This is a genomic window from Streptomyces sp. NPDC056480, from assembly GCF_042795405.1.
Classification (GTDB): Bacteria; Actinomycetota; Actinomycetes; order Streptomycetales; family Streptomycetaceae; genus Streptomyces.
On record NZ_JBHTSA010000023.1, the window covers coordinates 19,983 to 34,262 of the forward strand.

Here is a 14,280-nt window from a genome sequence, read left to right on the forward strand (position 1 = left end):
GTGGGGAATCCCCAAGCCGCACTTATCGCCGCAGGTGGGAGGGGGTGCGGGCGATCATGCACCGGGCCGGATGTGGGCGGTCACGCGCCCGGGACCTCACAGCTGCCGTCGGTGTCGCAGACCGCCGCGTCGCCGCCGACGGTCTGGAGGACCCGTCCCTGCCAGGCCTGCTCGAGGGCCTGGGTGAAGACCTCGGCGGGCTGGCCGCCGGAGATGCCGTAGCGGCGGTCGAGCACGAAGAACGGCACGCCGTTCGCACCGAGTTCGGCGGCCTCCCGCTCGTCCTCGCGTACGGCGTCGGCGTAGGCGGAGCCGTCGGCGAGGACGGCCCGCACCTCGGCCTCGTCGAGACCGGCCTCGACGCCCAGCGTCACCAGGGTCTCGGCGTCGAAGACGGAACGCTCCTCGGCGAAGTTGGCGCGGTAGGCCAGGTCCAGGAGCTCGTTCTGCAGCCCGCGGTCCTTGGCGAGGTGGAGCAGCCGGTGGATGTCGAAGGTGTTGCCGTGGTCGCGGCCCTCGGTGCGGTAGCCGAGGCCCTCGGAGTGCGCGTTGGACGCGACGTGCGCCTCCATGGCGCGGGCCTCGTCGAGGGTGCGGCCGTACTTCTTGGCGAGCATCTCCAGGACGGGGCCGGTGTCGCCCTTGGCGCGGTTCGGGTCGAGCTCGAAGGAGCGGTGCACGACCTCGACGTCCTCGCGGTGGGCGAAGGCCTCGAGTCCCTTCTCGAAGCGGGCCTTGCCGATGTAGCACCAGGGGCAGGCGATGTCGCTCCAGATCTCGACGCGCATGTGACTTCTCTCCGGGGTTCGGCGGCGGGGTGTTCGGGGTGTTCCGTCGCGACAACGACCCCGCCGGCGGATTTCATTCCGTTTCCGGTCCCAGTGTGAGCCGGAGCACGAGGTGGTCGCCGTCGCACGGGGTCTCCGGGTCGGGGGTCCAGCCGTGGGCGGCGTAGAAGGCCTGGGCGCGCGTGTTCTTCTCGAAGACCTCCAGGCGCGCCTCGGTCACCCCGGCGGCCCGCCAGCCGTCGACGCAGGCCGCGTGGAGCTCGGTGCCGACGCCGCCGCGCCAGCGGGCGGGGAGGACGTGGAGCTGGGTGAGGTGCATGCGGCCGTCGCGCTCCCCGTACGCGGCGATGCCGGCGAGCTCCCCGTCCCGTACGGCGCAGAGGACGGCCCCGCGCTCGACGGCGGCGGCCCAGCCGGCCCGGGAGCGGGCGATCTCCTCGGGGCCGAGGAAGTCGGCGTCGGGGACGTGACCGCGGTAGTAGGTGGCGCGGGCCTCGGTGTGGAGGGCGACGACGGCGTCGAGATCGGCGGGAGCGGCAAGTCGGATCATGGTTCTTCAGGACGCGCGGGAGGGCGGGGCGGTTGCGGCGGGGGTGAGCGCGGTGGCCGACGGGGCGGTCTCGGCGCGGGTGCGCGCGGGCGTGGCTGCTGCCGACGGGTCGGCGCCCGCCGCGGCGGGCCCGGCCACCGCCGTCAGACGGCTGAAGGAGGACCGGTAGGCGCTCGGGGTGAGGCCCGTGCGGCCCAGGAGGTGCCGGCGCAGGGAGTCCCCGGTGCCGAGTCCGCTCGCGCGGGCGACCCCGTCCATGGCGAGCGAGGTGCTCTCCAGGAGCTCCTTGGCCCGCTCCACGCGCTGGTGCAGCAGCCACTGGAGCGGGCTGACGCCGGTCTCGGCGTGGAAGCGCCGGGAGAGGGTGCGGACGGAGACGCCGGCGTGCCGGGCGAGGTCGGTGAGGCCGAGGGGTTCGTCGAGGTGTTCCATCGCCCACGCGCGGGTGGCGGCGAAGGAGACCCCGCGCTCGGGTGGCAGCGGGGTCTGGGTGAACTGGGTCTGACCCCCGGGCCGTACGGGCGCGACGAGGGCGAGCCGGGCGACCCCGTTGGCGACGGCGGCGCCGTAGTCGGTGCGGATGACGTGCAGGCAGAGGTCGATGCCCGCGGCGTATCCGGAGGAGGTCAGCACGGGCCCGTCCTGGACGAACAGGACGTCGTCCTGGAGGTCGACGGACGGGTGGCGGGCGGCGAGCAGCGAGCTGTACGCCCAGTACGTCGTCGCGGCCCGGCCGTCGAGCAGCCCGGCCTCGGCGAGCGCGAAGGCGCCTGTGCAGATGGAGGCGATCCGGCTGCCCGCCGTGGCGGCGGCGCGCAGTGCGGTGAGGATGCGCGGGTCGGGGTCGGTGTACGAGCCGCTGCCCGCGAGGACCACGGTGTCGGCCCCGGCGACGGCGTCGAGGCCGTGCGGGACGACGAGGTCGAGTCCGCCGGTGGTGGTGACGGGCCCGGGGTCGGGTGCGCAGATGACCGTCTCGTAGCCGGGTGCGCCGTCGATCTCGACCTTGCCGAACAGCATCTCGGGAATGGCCAGGTTGAACATCGAGACGGGCGGGGCGGCGATCACGGCGACGCGGCGGAGAGGGGGCGGGGGTGCGGACTCGGCTGTCATGTGGCCAGAACCTCCGGGCATATGGCATTCGGGCCACTACTGTACGGCTCCGCCGATCATGAAGCTGGGTCCATGCCCTCGACAGACCTCGCCGAAGCTCCCGTTGCCGCCCCCTCCCCCGCCCGGACGTCCCCCGGCCCCGCCCTGGCGGCCGCGATGCTCGGGTTCGCGCTCATCACCCTGGACACCTCCGTCGTGAACGTCGCGCTGCCCGCGATCGGCGCCGATCTGAAGGCCGGGATGTCCGGGCTCCAGTGGGTGGTCGACGCGTACACCCTGGCCTTCGCGGCGCTGCTGCTCTCCAGCGGGGCGCTCGCCGACCGGATCGGGGCGAGCCGGGCGTACGGGATCGGGGCCGTCGTCTTCGTCCTCGCCTCTGTGGCCTGCGGTCTGGCCCCGGGCCTGCCGGCGCTCCTGGCGGCGCGGGCGGTGCAGGGGGTCGCGGCGGCCGTGATGCTGCCGGCCTCGCTCGCGCTCGTACGGGAGGCGTACGGCGATCCGGGGCGGCGGGCGCGGGCGGTGTCGCTCTGGGCGGCGGGCGGCACGGTCGCCGTGGCGCTCGGCCCGGTCGCGGGCGGAGCGCTGACCACGGCGTGGAGCTGGCGGGGCACCTTCTTCGTGAACCTGCCGCTGGGTCTGCTCGCGCTGGCGCTGCTGGGCCGGGTGGCACGTTCGGAGCGCGGGCCCGCCCCGCTGGACCTGCCGGGACAGCTGACGGCGATGGCGGCGCTCGGGGCGCTGACCTTCGCCGCCATCGAGGGCGGTACGGAGGGGTGGTGGGCGCTGGGGCTCGCCGGCGTCTCGTTCGCCGCCTTCCTCCTGATCGAGACGCGGCGCAGGCACCCGGTGGTGCCGCTGGGTCTGTTCCGGAACACGACGGTCGCGGTCGCGGTGGCGGCGGGCTCGGCGAACAGCGTGGCCTTCTACGGGATGCTGTTCGTCTTCAGCCTCTTCTTCCAGCAGGTGCTGGGCCTCTCGGCGCTGGCCGCCGGGCTGATGTTCCTGCCGATGACGGGGCTCCTCGCCGGTGTGAACGTCCTGTCGGCGAGGGTGGCGGCGCGGTACGGCGCGCGACTGCCGATCGTCCTCGGCCAGGCGGTCGCGGTGGCGGGCCTGCTCGGGCTGCTCACGGTCGACGCCCACACCTCGCGGGTGGCGCAGGCGCTCCTCCTGATTCCCCTCGCCCTGGGTGCGGGCTTCTCGCTGCCGCCGCTGATCGCCTCGATGATGGAGGCGGTCCCGGCGGACCGCGCGGGCACGGCGGCGGGCCTCCTGAACGCGGTCCGGCAGACGGCCGGCGCCCTCGCGATCGCGGTCTTCGGCTCCCTGGCGGCCACGTCCATGGAGTCGGCCCTGCGCACGAGCCTGCTGATCAGCGCGTCCTTCCTCGCCCTGACGACGCTGGCCTCCCTGCGGCTGCCCGGCCGGGGCCGCTGAGCGGGCTCAGGCGCCCTTGCGGTACTGCCCGGGGGCCAGCCCGTACTCGCGCTTGAAGGCCTTGGCGAAGGCGAACTCCGAGGAGTATCCGGAGCGTTCGGCCACCGCGCGGAGCGGGAGGTCGTCGGTGCGCAGGAGGCGGCCCGCCGTCGTCATGCGCCACCAGGTGAGGTAGGCGAGGGGGGACCGGCCGACGAGGGCGGTGAAGCGGCGGGCGAAGGCCGCGCGCGAGAGGCCGCCGAGGGCGCCGAGTTCCTCGACGGTCCAGGCCCTGGCCGGGTCGTGGTGGAGGGCCCGGAGGGCTCCGGCGACCACCGGGTCGCTCAGGGCGGCCGACCAGCCCGTGGAGCGGTCGGCACACACGCTGAGCCACCAGGTGCGCAGCAGGTACAGCAGGAGGGTGTCGAGCAGGGCGGGGACGATCGCGTCCGATCCCGGCTGGGGTTCGGCGAGTTCGGCGCCGAGCAGGTCGACGGCGGCGCGCAGCCGGGGGTGGGCGCCGACCCGGGCGGGGAGGTGGACGTACGGGGGCAGCTCGGTGAGGAGCGGGTGGGCGCGGGCCCTGCTGAGCTGGTAGGCGCCGCACAGGAGCAGGGTCTCCTCGGCACCGATCGGGCCGCGGACGGGCGGGGTGGGCCAGGAGCCGTCGGGGGCGGGAACGGCGTCGGTGAGCGGGGTGTCGGGCCGGTCGGCGAGGCCGTGGCCGGTGCCGTGGGCGAGGAGGACGACGTCACCGGGGCCGAGCCGGACGGGGGCGGTGTCGTCCGGGGGCAGCAGCCAGGCGGTGCCCTGGAGGACGACGTGGAATCCGGCTCCCTTGCTCGGCGGGAAGCGGAATCCCCAGGGCGCGAAGCGGACCGTGCGGGAGGAGTGGGGCCGGCCGGTGCGCATGGCGGCGATGGCATCGCTCAGTACGTCCATCCCGGCACCGTACTCCGCGCCGATGCCGGCGAGACGATCGGACATGGGCGGGAGCCATGGGGATATGGATCGTCTTGTCGCGCGCTTCTACGGTCGAGGGCATGACGACGACAACAGGCGGTACGACCAGGGCGGTTCTCTTCCACGAGCTGGGTGGCCCCGAGGTGCTGACGGTGGAGGAGGTGCCGCTGCCGGCCCCCGGGCCCGGTGAGGTGCTCGTCCGGGTCGAGGCGATCGGGCTCAACCGCGCCGAGGCGCTGTTCCGGGAGGGCACGTACTACTACCGGGCGACGCTGCCGGGTTCGCGGCTCGGCTACGAGGCGGCGGGGATCGTCGAGGCGGTCGGGGCGGGGGTCACCGCGTACGCGCCGGGTGATCCGGTGATGGCGGCGGCCAACTTCGACTTCGGGACGCACGGGGTGTACGCGGAGCGGGTGGTGCTGCCGGAGGAGTACCTGGTGGCCCGGCCCGAGGGGGTGGACGCGGTGACGGCCGCGGCGGTCTGGCTGGCGTACTCCACCGCGTACGGCGGCATGGTGCTGACCGGCGGCCTGGGCGCCGGCGACCACGTGGTGATCACGGGGGCGTCCAGCGGGGTGGGGACCGCCGCGATCCAGACGGCGCTGCGGGCCGGGGCCGTGCCGGTCGCGACCACGCGCGGCGAGGACAAGCGGAAGCGGCTCCTGGAGCTCGGGGCCGCGCACGTGATCGTGACGGAGACCGGGTCCGTGGTGGAGGAGGTGCGGCGGATCACCGGCGGGACCGGCGCGGACCTGGTGTTCGACGCGATCGGCGGGCCCGGTTTCGCCCGGCTCGGGGACGCGCTGCGGCCCGGCGGCACGGCGGTGCTGTACGGCTGGCTCGACCCCCGGCCGGTGGGCCTGTCGATGAACTGGCCGCAGACCGTCCACGGCTACGCCAACGGGGCGCTCGTGAGGACCGGGGAAGGGCGCCGGCGGGTGGCCGGGTTCATCGGCTCGGGGCTGCGCGACGGCTCCCTGGCGCCGGTGATCGCCGAGACCTTCGACGGTCTGGAGCGGATCACCGACGCCCATCGGCTGATGGAGTCCAACGCGCACCTCGGGAAGATCGTGGTGCGCGTCGGGAGGTGACGGCCGGCGGGGCTCAGTGGCGGGGCAGGCCCAGCGGGTTGCCGTCGCGGAGCTCCGGCGGGAGCAGGTGGCCGGGGGTCGACTGGTAGGTGACCGGGCGCAGCCAGCGCTCGATCGCGGTCGCGCCGACCGAGGTGGCGGTGGAGGTGGTGGCCGGGTAGGGGCCGCCGTGGTGCTGGGCGGCGGCGACGGCGACGCCGGTGGGCCAGCCGTTGACGAGGACGCGGCCCGCGAGCGGGGTGAGCTCGGCGAGGAGCGGGGCCGCGTCCTCGTCCTGGCTCCGCTCGGCGATGTGCAGGGTGGCGGTGAGGCTGCCGGGGATCCGTGCGAGGGCCTCACTGATCTCCGTACGGGAGTCGTAGCGGGCGACGACGGTGACCGGGCCGAAGACCTCCTCCGTGAGGTCCCGGTGGTCGTCGTCGACCAGGGTCCGGACGGTGACCGTCATGAAGCCGGCCCTGACCGTGTGCGCGCCGCCGGGCTCGGGGCGGACCGGTGTGGTGACGCCCTCGCTCAGCGCCATCTCGCGGGTGTGGGCGAGGAAGTCCCCCCGCATCCGGTGGTCGAGCATCACGGCCGGCCCGGTGGCGCGCAGGGCCTCCGCGAGCGCCCCCACGAACCGGTCGCCCGCCTCGCCCGAGGGGGCCAGGACGAAGCCGGGCTTGGTGCAGAACTGGCCCGCGCCCAGGGTCATGGAGCCGCCGAGCCCGGCGCCGATCTCCTCGGCCCGCTCCTCGACGGCGGCGGGGGTGAGCACCACCGGGTTGAGGGAGCCGAGTTCGCCGTGGAAGGGGATGGGGACGGGCCGGGCGGCGGCCGCGTCGAAGAGGGCCCGTCCGCCGCGCACCGAGCCGGTGAAGCCGGCGGCCGCGACGAGCGGGTGGCGGACGAGTTCGACGCCCGCGTCGAAGCCGTGGACGAGGACGACGACGTCCTCGGGGAGGCCCGCCTTGGCGGCGGCCCTGCGCAGCAGCGTGGCGCAGAGTTCGGAGGTGGCCGGGTGGTCGGGGTGGGCCTTGATCACCACGGGGCAGCCGGCCGCGAGGGCGCTCGCGGTGTCGCCGCCGGGGACGGAGAAGGCGAGGGGGAAGTTGCTGGCGGCGTAGACGGCGACGACGCCGAGCGGGATCTTCCAGCGGCGCAGGTCGGGCCGGGGCGGGATGGCTCCGGGGTCGGGCAGGTCGATCCGGACGTCGAGGAAGGAGCCCTCGTCGACGACCTCCGCGAAGGCCCTCAGCTGGGCTGCGGTACGGGCGAGTTCGCCGTTGAGGCGGACCGGTCCGAGGGCGGTCTCGGCGTCCGCGGTCTCGACGATCTGCTCGCCGGCCTCCTGGAGGAGGTCGGCGGCGGTCCGCAGGAAGGCGGCCCGTACGGTCCGGTCGGCGAGGGCCTCACGGACCGCGTGCGCGGCGCGTACGGACCGGTCGACGTCCTCCGCCGTGGCCTCCACCGCGACCCGCTCGCGCGGCTTCCCCGTCCGGGGGTCCACACTCCACACTGGTTCTGCCGCCACTGCCACGCCCCTGTTCGCTATTCTGAACACAGTTCCCGTAGATGAACGCATCCGTACGGGACTCTAGGGACGGCCCGGCCGTCTTCACAAGGGGCCCTGTCCGGTCGGCCGGCCAGGGGGCGACCGGACGACGGAAAAGGGGCGAGGGTCATGGCGACTGCCGACATGGGCGGAGCGCAGGTGAAGTCCGCGGTGCGGACCGTGGAGCTGCTCGAATACTTCGCCGGACGCCCGGGGATGCACTCGCTCGCCGCCGTCCAGGAGGCCGTCGGCTACCCCAAGTCCAGCCTGTACATGCTGCTGCGCACCCTGGTCGAGCTGGGCTGGGTGGAGACGGACGCGACCGGCACGCGGTACGGCATCGGGGTACGGGCGCTGCTCGTGGGCACCTCGTACATCGACGGCGACGAGGTGGTGGCCGCCTCCCGGCCCACCCTGGACCGGCTCTCCGACGACACCACCGAGACCATCCACCTGGCGCGGCTCGACGGCACCAACGTGGTGTATCTGGCGACCCGCCAGTCCCAGCACTACCTGCGGCCGTTCACCCGGGTCGGCCGCCGGCTGCCCGCCCACTCGACCTCGCTCGGCAAGGCGCTGCTCGCCACCCACACCGACGACCAGGTGCGCAAGCTGCTCCCGGAGACCCTTCCGGCGCTGACCGAGCACACCATCACCGACCGCGAGCAGCTCATCGAGGAGCTGCGCGTCATCCGCGAGCAGGGCATCTCGGTGGACCGCGAGGAGAACACGCTGGGGCTGCGCTGCTTCGGCGTCGCCATCCCGTACCGGACCCCGGCCCGGGACGCGATCAGCTGCTCGGTGCCGGTGGCGCGGCTCACCCCGGCGCACGAGCAGATGATCAAGGACGCGCTCTTCGACGCGCGGGACCGGCTGACGCTGGCGACCCGCCGCCTCTGACGGCCCCCCACGAGGGGCGACCGTCCGGGACGCCCCTCACCGGCGGGTCATCCGCGCTCGGCGAGCGCCTTCTGCCAGACCGGGCTGTCCACGTAGTGGTTGTCGTACTGCTCCGAGGAGGCCTTGATCTCCTCGAAGCTCGCCTCGCCCCGCATGACGCGGCCGAGGAGGCGCAGGTAGTCGAAGCGGGCCATGCCGGGCGTGAAGACGAAGAGGACGTCGGCCTCGGCGCCGGGCGCGGCCGCGAAGGCGTGCGCGGTGTGCGGCGGGACGAGCAGGAAGTCGCCCTTCTCCAGGACGGACAGCTCCTCGCCGACGAGGACCTGGAGCGAGCCGTCGATGACGTAGAACATCTCCGACGCCTTGGTGTGGAAGTGCGCCGGGGCGCCGACCGCTCCCTCGGCGAAGGTGGAGCGGTAGCTGGTGAGCTGTCCGCCGGTGGTGTCGGAGTCGGCGAGCAGGGTCATGACACTGCTGGGGTCCGCGGTGGTCTCGGCGGTGGCGGCGCGGGTCAGGAGCGGGGCGAAGGGCGCGTTCTCGTTCATGATCACTACTCTAGAAGGTCATTGACCCCTGCGTGAGGTGCAATTGATCTAGAAAAACGTGGGTCAATCCCAGTGCCCCGTCCCCACGCCCCACACCCCTCGTCCGACCTCCGCCTCCCCCGTGCGGCGGAGGCGGATCACCGGTGGGCACGACGTGGTGCCCGGGGTCCCGGCACGAGCCTGGAGCCATGACCGAGACCGAGCTCCTCCGCTCCCCCGCTCCCTCGCCCGCTCCCGGCGCCGGGGACCGCCCCGGCCCCGCCCGCCGGGCCCTGCGCCTGCTCGCGATCCTCGCCTGCCTCCCGTACATCTCGATCAAGATCGCATGGGTGGCGGGCAGCGAGATCGGCATTCCCGCCGGGAGCGCGCTCCTGGAACACCGGCGGTTGCTGGCCGTCGCCAACTCGGTCTCCGTCCTGGCCGACGTCCTCGTGATCGTCCTCGCCCTGCTCCTCACCCGGCCCTGGGGGCGGCGGGTGCCCGCCTGGCTCCTCGCGCTCCCCATGTGGGCGGCGACCGGACTGCTCGCCCCGATCATGGCCGGATACCCCACCCAGCTCGCGGTCGCCCTCGTCACCGGCGACGAGCAGGCCGCCGCACCCGCCGAACCCTTCCTGCACTCCTGGGTCTTCGCCGTCGTCTACGGCGGCTTCATCCTCCAGGGCCTCTCCCTCGGCACCCTGTTCGTGCTGTACGCCCGCGACCGCTGGGGCCGCCTCTGGAGCGGCCGGCTCGGCGAGCTGTCCGCCCGCGTCTCCGGGCCAGGGGTACGGACCACCGCCCTGGTCGCCGCCGCCGTCGCGCTCCTCCCCCTCACGCTCCACGTGAGGCGGCTGTTCGGCGCGACCGAGGGCCTGTCGCCCCGGCAGATCGCCGAGCGCGACACCGACTTCACCGTTCTGGAGTTCCAGGGGAGCGTGTTCGTCGTCGTCGCCGTGGCCCTCACCCTGTGCCTCGTCCTGCGCCGGCCCGCCCGGCTGAAGGTGCGGACCGTCCTCGCGCTCGCCTGGACCGGCTCGGGCGCGGTGGGCTGCTGGGGCGCGTACCTGTCGCTGGTCGCGCTGATGCCGGAGACCGATCCCGCCAAGCGGGTCACGGCCCTGGCCCAGCTGACCTACGCTGGCGAAATGATCACCGGATTCCTCCTCGCCGCCTGTCTCGCCGCGGTCCTGCGGCGGCGGAGCGCCGGGGCGTGAGACGGTGCGCGATCGCCCTCCTCGGGCAGCGGGCCAGGCGGCGCTGGCTCCATCTGATCGTGGGCGGCGCGCTGTTCATGCCGTTCTGGATGGTCGGCTCGGTGGTCGTGGGGGCGCTGCTCGGGGCGGGCGGCCTGTTCGGCGGAAGCCTCGCGGTGCAGTTCGGGGCGTACGCGGTGGGACTGCCGCTGGTCGCGGTCGCCGCGCTGTTCCCGCTGGCCCGGCCGATGTCGGCGGCGGCGGCGCGGGCGCTGTGCGGGGTGCCGGCGGACCGGTTCGCGGACGGCCCCGCCCAGGGCCGGGAGGCGAAGGCCAGGACGGCCGGCTGGTTCACGCTGCATCTGGGCGCCGGAGCGCTGATCAGCGGGGCGACGCTCGCCCTGCCGCCGTTCGCGGTGTCGGTGATGACGCTGCCGTTCTCGCCGGGACTGCGGGAGTCGGAGCTGGGCCGGCTCTGGGGTCTCGACCGGCCCTGGTGGAGCTGGGCGGCGCTCCCGGCGGGGCTCCTGATGCTGGTCGCGCTCGCCGCCGTGGCCGCCGCGACCGGCGCCCTGCTCGCCCGGCAGGCGCCCCGGCTGCTCGGCCCGAGCCCGGCGGACCGGCTCGCGGCGGCCGAGCGGCGCGCGGCGGAGGCGGAGTCCCGCAACCGGCTGGCCCGTGAGCTGCACGACTCGGTCGGTCACGCGCTGAGCGCCGTCACCCTGCAGGCGGGCGCCGCCCGGCGGGTCCTGGACGGTGGCGACGGGACGGACCTCGCGTTCGTCCGGGAGGCACTGACCGCGATCGAGGAGACCACCCGGCGCACGGTCGGCGAACTGGACTGGGTCCTCGGGCTGCTGCGGCACGACGAGGACGCCGGGGAGGGCGGGGAAGGCGGGCCCGGGCCGGGGCCGGGGCTCGACGCCCTGGAGGCCCTGGTGCGGGGCGCGGGGCCGAAGGTGTCGCTGACCGTGTCCGGCGACCTCGCCCCCGTACCGGAGGCGCTGTCCCGTGAGGCGTACCGGATGGTTCAGGAAGGGCTGACGAACGCCGCCCGGCACGCGGGCGGGGAGCCCGTCACCGTACGGCTCGACGCCCGTACCGAGAAGCTGGAGATCACCATGGAGAACCCCCTGCCCGCGCGGCCGCCGGTCGCCCGCCCGAACGGCGGTCGTGGCCTGCTCGGCATCGGCGAACGCGCCCGGCTGCTCGGCGGCACCGCCGAGGCCGGTCCGGTGGACGGCGTCTGGCGCCTCGTGGTCGGGATCCCCCGATGAGCGCCCCCGTCAGGATCGTGCTCGCCGACGACGAGCGGATGGTGCGGACGGCCCTGCGGGTCATCCTCGACGCGGAGTCCGGCCTGGAGGTCGTCGGCGAGGCGGCGACCGGAGCCGAGGCGGTGTCGGTGGTGCGGGCCGAGCGCCCTGACGTCGTCCTCATGGACGTACGGATGCCGGAGATCGACGGGATCCGGGCCACCGAGCAGATCCTCGCGGGGATGGCGGAGCCGCCCCGGATCGTCGTGGTGACCACCTTCGAGAACGACGCGTACGTGTACGACGCGCTGCGCGTCGGCGCGGCCGGCTTCCTCCTCAAGCGGGCGGCGGCGGAGGAGCTGGTGAGCGCGGTCCGGCTGGTCGCCCGGAGCGACTCGCTGCTCTACCCGGCGGCGGTCCGCGGTCTGGCCGCCGAGCACGCCCGCAACCGCCCGCCCGTCGCTCCGCCCTGGGTGGCGCGGCTCACCGAGCGGGAGGCGGAGGTGCTGCGGCTGGTGGCGACGGGCCTCACGAACGCGGAGATCGCGGCCCGGATGGGCGTCGGCGCGGCCACGGTCAAGACGCACGTGGCGTCGGTCCTGGCGAAGTCGGGCGCCCGCGACCGCACGCAGGCGGTGATCCTGGCGTACGAGTCGGGGTTCGTCCGGACGGGGTGACGGCGGCCACACGAGGCCTGTCCCGCATGAAGGTTCGCTGAGAAACCGGCCACATCCGGAACGTCCCCCACCGAGCCGTTCGTCCCCACAGGTGCGATGAACAAGACGATCAGGCGCACCTCGGTCTTCGTGCTGCTCCTGGTGCTCGCCCTGCTGGGCCGGGCCACCTGGGTGCAGGCGTACGAGGGGAAGGCGCTCGCGGACGACAAGAACAACCGGCGGAAGACGATCGCGCAGTACGCGCAGCCGCTCGGGAACATCGTCGTGGCCGGCTCGCCGGTCACCGGCTCGAAGAAGACGGAGGGAACGGACCTCGAGTACCGGCGTACCTACACGGACGGCGAGCTGTACGCGGCGGTGACCGGCTACAGCTCGCAGGCGTACGGCGCCACGCAGCTGGAGGGCATCTACTCGGACGTCCTCGACGGCACCGACGACCGGCTGAAGAACCCGCTCGACGCCCTCACCCGCAAGCAGCAGCAGCCGGGCACGGTCGTCACCACGATCGACCCCGACGTGCAGAAGGCCGCCTACCGGGCGCTCGGGGACACCAAGGGCGCGGCCGTCGCCGTCGACCCGGCCACCGGCCGCGTCCTCGCGATGGTCTCGACCCCGTCCTACGACCCGTCGAAGATCGCCGGGAGCACGGACGGCGACGCGTGGAAGGCACTCACCACCGACGAGGACAAGCCGCTGGTCAACCGGGCACTGCGCCAGCCGCTGCCGCCCGGCTCCACCTTCAAGCTGGTCGTCGCCGCGGCGGCCCTCGAGGACGGTCTGTACGGCTCGGTGGACACGGCGACGGAGAGCCCCGACCCGTACACCCTGCCGAACACCCGGACCGTGCTGAAGAACGAGAACGCGTCGGCGCCCTGCGAGAACGCCACGATCCGCACCGCGCTCCGCTACTCCTGCAACAACGTCTTCGCCAAGATGGCGGCCGACCTGGGGCAGGACAAGGTGAAGGCGATGGCCGAGAAGTTCGGCTTCAACGACGCCGAGCTCGACGTCCCGGTCCGCGCCTACGCGAGCGTCTACCCGTCCGGCATGGACAAGGCGCAGACGGCGCTGACCGGCATCGGCCAGTTCGACGTGACCGCCACCCCGCTGCAGATGGCGATGGTGTCGGCGGCGATCGCCAACGACGGCCTGCTGGCCGCGCCGCACATGGTGTCGGAGGTCGTCGACTCCGACGGCGACCCGCTCACGACCTACAAGGACGGCGACAGCGAGCGGATCGTCTCCTCGTCGACGGCCGAACAGCTGCGCAGCGCGATGCGGACCGTGGTCGAGGAGGGCACCGGCACCAACGCGGCCGTCGACGGGGCCGAGGTCGGCGGCAAGACCGGTACCGCGCAGCACGGCGAGAACAACAGCAAGACGCCGTACGCCTGGTTCACCTCGTACGCGAAGGACCCCTCGACCGGGAAGCAGGTGGCCGTCGCGGTGCTGATCGAGGACTCGGGCGCGGCCCGCTCCGAGGTCAGCGGCAACGGCCTGGCGGCGCCGGTGGCGCAGAAGATGATGGCGGCGGCGCTGAAGTGAGGCGGCGGGGAGCCGCGAGGTGACGGGAACGGGAGCCGCGAGGTGACCTGTGCGGGAGCCGCTTGGCGACCTGTGCGGGCGCCGTGAAGTGACGTGTGCCGGGCCCCGATTGGCCGTCGGGGCCCGGCACACGATATGCAGGGTCACGCTCGCGACCGAGCACGCATTCGAACCCCGTTCACCGAACCGATGATCCTGCACTCACCTCGCGGAGGACCACCGTGCGCCTGCCCCGTTCCCTGTCCGGCTGGACGATCGCGGTCTTCGGCGTGCTCGCCGCCGCACTGGGCGTGGTGGGCCTGGTCGTACCGGACGCGCTGCTCACGGTGATGGGCTTCGAGCCGGTGCCCGACGGCGGGCGCGCGGACGGCGACCACACGCTCGTCTTCCTCACCGCCTCCTCGATGGCCGCGCTCAACATGGGCGTCTACTACGTGCTGGCGGCGCTCGCCGACTGGAAGCCCTTCTTCCGCTGGACGGTCCCCTTCCGGCTCCTCACCTGCGCGGTCTTCACCCTCGCGGTCGTCGGCGGCCGCGCCCCGGCCGGATTCCTGGGCGTGGGCCTGTGGGAGGGCCTCGGCGCGGTGGTCACGGGGCTCGCCCTGCGGTACGAGAAGGCACGGCACGAGAAGGCGCCCGCGGAGAAGGCGCCCGCGGAGAAGGACGCGACCTCCCCGGCCTCCTAGGGAAGGTGCCCGATGCCCCCGGGGCACCTCAGAGACCAGCC

At 74.0% G+C, this 14,280-nt stretch carries 14 protein-coding genes; 8 read left to right on the top strand and 6 right to left on the bottom strand.

Annotation, left to right across the window (positions count from 1 at the left end):
* Window positions 1-80 precede the first annotated feature (80 nt).
* The 3 genes from ACFQ79_RS13130 to ACFQ79_RS13140 form a co-directional block, all read right to left on the bottom strand.
* Window positions 81-788, bottom strand: coding sequence for a DsbA family oxidoreductase (locus ACFQ79_RS13130; RefSeq protein WP_383582240.1), 708 nt, complete (start codon window positions 786-788; stop codon window positions 81-83).
* A 73-nt stretch (window positions 789-861) separates the two neighbouring features.
* A complete protein-coding gene (locus ACFQ79_RS13135) occupies window positions 862-1,338 on the bottom strand; it encodes a GNAT family N-acetyltransferase (RefSeq protein WP_383582243.1) in 477 nt (158 codons plus the stop codon).
* A gap of 6 nt (window positions 1,339-1,344) precedes the next feature.
* On the bottom strand, window positions 1,345-2,451 hold the full coding sequence (locus tag ACFQ79_RS13140; RefSeq protein ID WP_383582246.1) for a GlxA family transcriptional regulator: 1,107 nt from the start codon (window positions 2,449-2,451) through the stop codon (window positions 1,345-1,347).
* Between the two features lie 72 nt (window positions 2,452-2,523).
* Between ACFQ79_RS13140 and ACFQ79_RS13145 the strand changes: the two genes are divergently transcribed.
* Complete coding sequence (locus tag ACFQ79_RS13145) at window positions 2,524-3,888, top strand: MFS transporter (RefSeq protein ID WP_383582249.1); 1,365 nt, start codon at window positions 2,524-2,526, stop codon at window positions 3,886-3,888.
* Window positions 3,889-3,894: 6 nt separating this feature from the next.
* Here ACFQ79_RS13145 and ACFQ79_RS13150 read toward each other — a convergent pair whose 3' ends face one another.
* Entirely contained in the window at window positions 3,895-4,809 is a 915-nt protein-coding gene (locus ACFQ79_RS13150) for an AraC family transcriptional regulator (protein ID WP_383582380.1), read from the bottom strand.
* A gap of 101 nt (window positions 4,810-4,910) precedes the next feature.
* On the opposite strand from ACFQ79_RS13150, the gene ACFQ79_RS13155 reads away from it, so the two are divergent.
* Window positions 4,911-5,921, top strand: coding sequence for a zinc-dependent alcohol dehydrogenase family protein (locus tag ACFQ79_RS13155; RefSeq protein ID WP_383582251.1), 1,011 nt, complete (start codon window positions 4,911-4,913; stop codon window positions 5,919-5,921).
* A 13-nt stretch (window positions 5,922-5,934) separates the two neighbouring features.
* Here the strand turns inward: ACFQ79_RS13155 and ACFQ79_RS13160 are convergent, their stop codons facing one another.
* Window positions 5,935-7,434: an aldehyde dehydrogenase (NADP(+)) gene (locus tag ACFQ79_RS13160; RefSeq protein ID WP_383582253.1), complete on the bottom strand. Its 1,500-nt coding sequence runs from the start codon at window positions 7,432-7,434 to the stop codon at window positions 5,935-5,937.
* Between the two features lie 150 nt (window positions 7,435-7,584).
* Between ACFQ79_RS13160 and ACFQ79_RS13165 the strand changes: the two genes are divergently transcribed.
* Complete coding sequence (locus tag ACFQ79_RS13165) at window positions 7,585-8,355, top strand: IclR family transcriptional regulator (protein ID WP_187624054.1); 771 nt, start codon at window positions 7,585-7,587, stop codon at window positions 8,353-8,355.
* A gap of 47 nt (window positions 8,356-8,402) precedes the next feature.
* On the opposite strand, the gene ACFQ79_RS13170 is transcribed toward ACFQ79_RS13165, so the two are convergent.
* Window positions 8,403-8,900 carry a cupin domain-containing protein gene (locus tag ACFQ79_RS13170; RefSeq protein WP_383582256.1) on the bottom strand — a complete coding sequence of 166 codons (498 nt, stop codon included), beginning with the start codon at window positions 8,898-8,900 and terminating at the stop codon, window positions 8,403-8,405.
* A 188-nt stretch (window positions 8,901-9,088) separates the two neighbouring features.
* Between ACFQ79_RS13170 and ACFQ79_RS13175 the strand changes: the two genes are divergently transcribed.
* The 5 genes from ACFQ79_RS13175 (at window position 9,089) to ACFQ79_RS13195 (ending at window position 14,239) form a co-directional block, all read left to right on the top strand.
* Entirely contained in the window at window positions 9,089-10,096 is a 1,008-nt protein-coding gene (locus tag ACFQ79_RS13175; protein ID WP_383582259.1) for a hypothetical protein, read from the top strand.
* Window positions 10,093-11,352 (top strand): sensor histidine kinase, encoded by a 1,260-nt coding sequence (locus ACFQ79_RS13180; protein ID WP_383582261.1) that lies wholly within the window; start codon window positions 10,093-10,095, stop codon window positions 11,350-11,352. Before ACFQ79_RS13175 ends, ACFQ79_RS13180 begins: the two co-directional genes overlap by 4 nt.
* Window positions 11,349-12,008 carry a response regulator gene (locus tag ACFQ79_RS13185; RefSeq protein ID WP_383582264.1) on the top strand — a complete coding sequence of 220 codons (660 nt, stop codon included), beginning with the start codon at window positions 11,349-11,351 and terminating at the stop codon, window positions 12,006-12,008. Before ACFQ79_RS13180 ends, ACFQ79_RS13185 begins: the two co-directional genes overlap by 4 nt.
* A 96-nt stretch (window positions 12,009-12,104) precedes the next feature.
* On the top strand, window positions 12,105-13,553 hold the full coding sequence (locus ACFQ79_RS13190) for a peptidoglycan D,D-transpeptidase FtsI family protein (RefSeq protein ID WP_383582267.1): 1,449 nt from the start codon (window positions 12,105-12,107) through the stop codon (window positions 13,551-13,553).
* 221 nt (window positions 13,554-13,774) lie between these two features.
* Window positions 13,775-14,239, top strand: a complete 465-nt coding sequence (locus ACFQ79_RS13195) for a hypothetical protein (protein WP_383582269.1) — start codon at window positions 13,775-13,777, stop codon at window positions 14,237-14,239.
* Window positions 14,240-14,280 lie beyond the last annotated feature (41 nt).

What these genes read in the sequence shown, in the direction of transcription:
- ACFQ79_RS13130 (WP_383582240.1), bottom strand. Translation starts at nt 788, where the DNA reads ATGCGCGTCGAGATCTGGAGCGACATCGCCTGCCCCTGGTGCTACATC.
- ACFQ79_RS13135 (WP_383582243.1), bottom strand. Translation starts at nt 1,338, where the DNA reads ATGATCCGACTTGCCGCTCCCGCCGATCTCGACGCCGTCGTCGCCCTC.
- ACFQ79_RS13140 (WP_383582246.1), bottom strand. Translation starts at nt 2,451, where the DNA reads ATGACAGCCGAGTCCGCACCCCCGCCCCCTCTCCGCCGCGTCGCCGTG.
- ACFQ79_RS13145 (WP_383582249.1), top strand. Translation starts at nt 2,524, where the DNA reads ATGCCCTCGACAGACCTCGCCGAAGCTCCCGTTGCCGCCCCCTCCCCC.
- ACFQ79_RS13150 (WP_383582380.1), bottom strand. Translation starts at nt 4,809, where the DNA reads ATGGACGTACTGAGCGATGCCATCGCCGCCATGCGCACCGGCCGGCCC.
- ACFQ79_RS13155 (WP_383582251.1), top strand. Translation starts at nt 4,911, where the DNA reads ATGACGACGACAACAGGCGGTACGACCAGGGCGGTTCTCTTCCACGAG.
- ACFQ79_RS13165 (WP_187624054.1), top strand. Translation starts at nt 7,585, where the DNA reads ATGGCGACTGCCGACATGGGCGGAGCGCAGGTGAAGTCCGCGGTGCGG.
- ACFQ79_RS13170 (WP_383582256.1), bottom strand. Translation starts at nt 8,900, where the DNA reads ATGAACGAGAACGCGCCCTTCGCCCCGCTCCTGACCCGCGCCGCCACC.
- ACFQ79_RS13175 (WP_383582259.1), top strand. Translation starts at nt 9,089, where the DNA reads ATGACCGAGACCGAGCTCCTCCGCTCCCCCGCTCCCTCGCCCGCTCCC.
- ACFQ79_RS13185 (WP_383582264.1), top strand. Translation starts at nt 11,349, where the DNA reads ATGAGCGCCCCCGTCAGGATCGTGCTCGCCGACGACGAGCGGATGGTG.
- ACFQ79_RS13190 (WP_383582267.1), top strand. Translation starts at nt 12,105, where the DNA reads ATGAACAAGACGATCAGGCGCACCTCGGTCTTCGTGCTGCTCCTGGTG.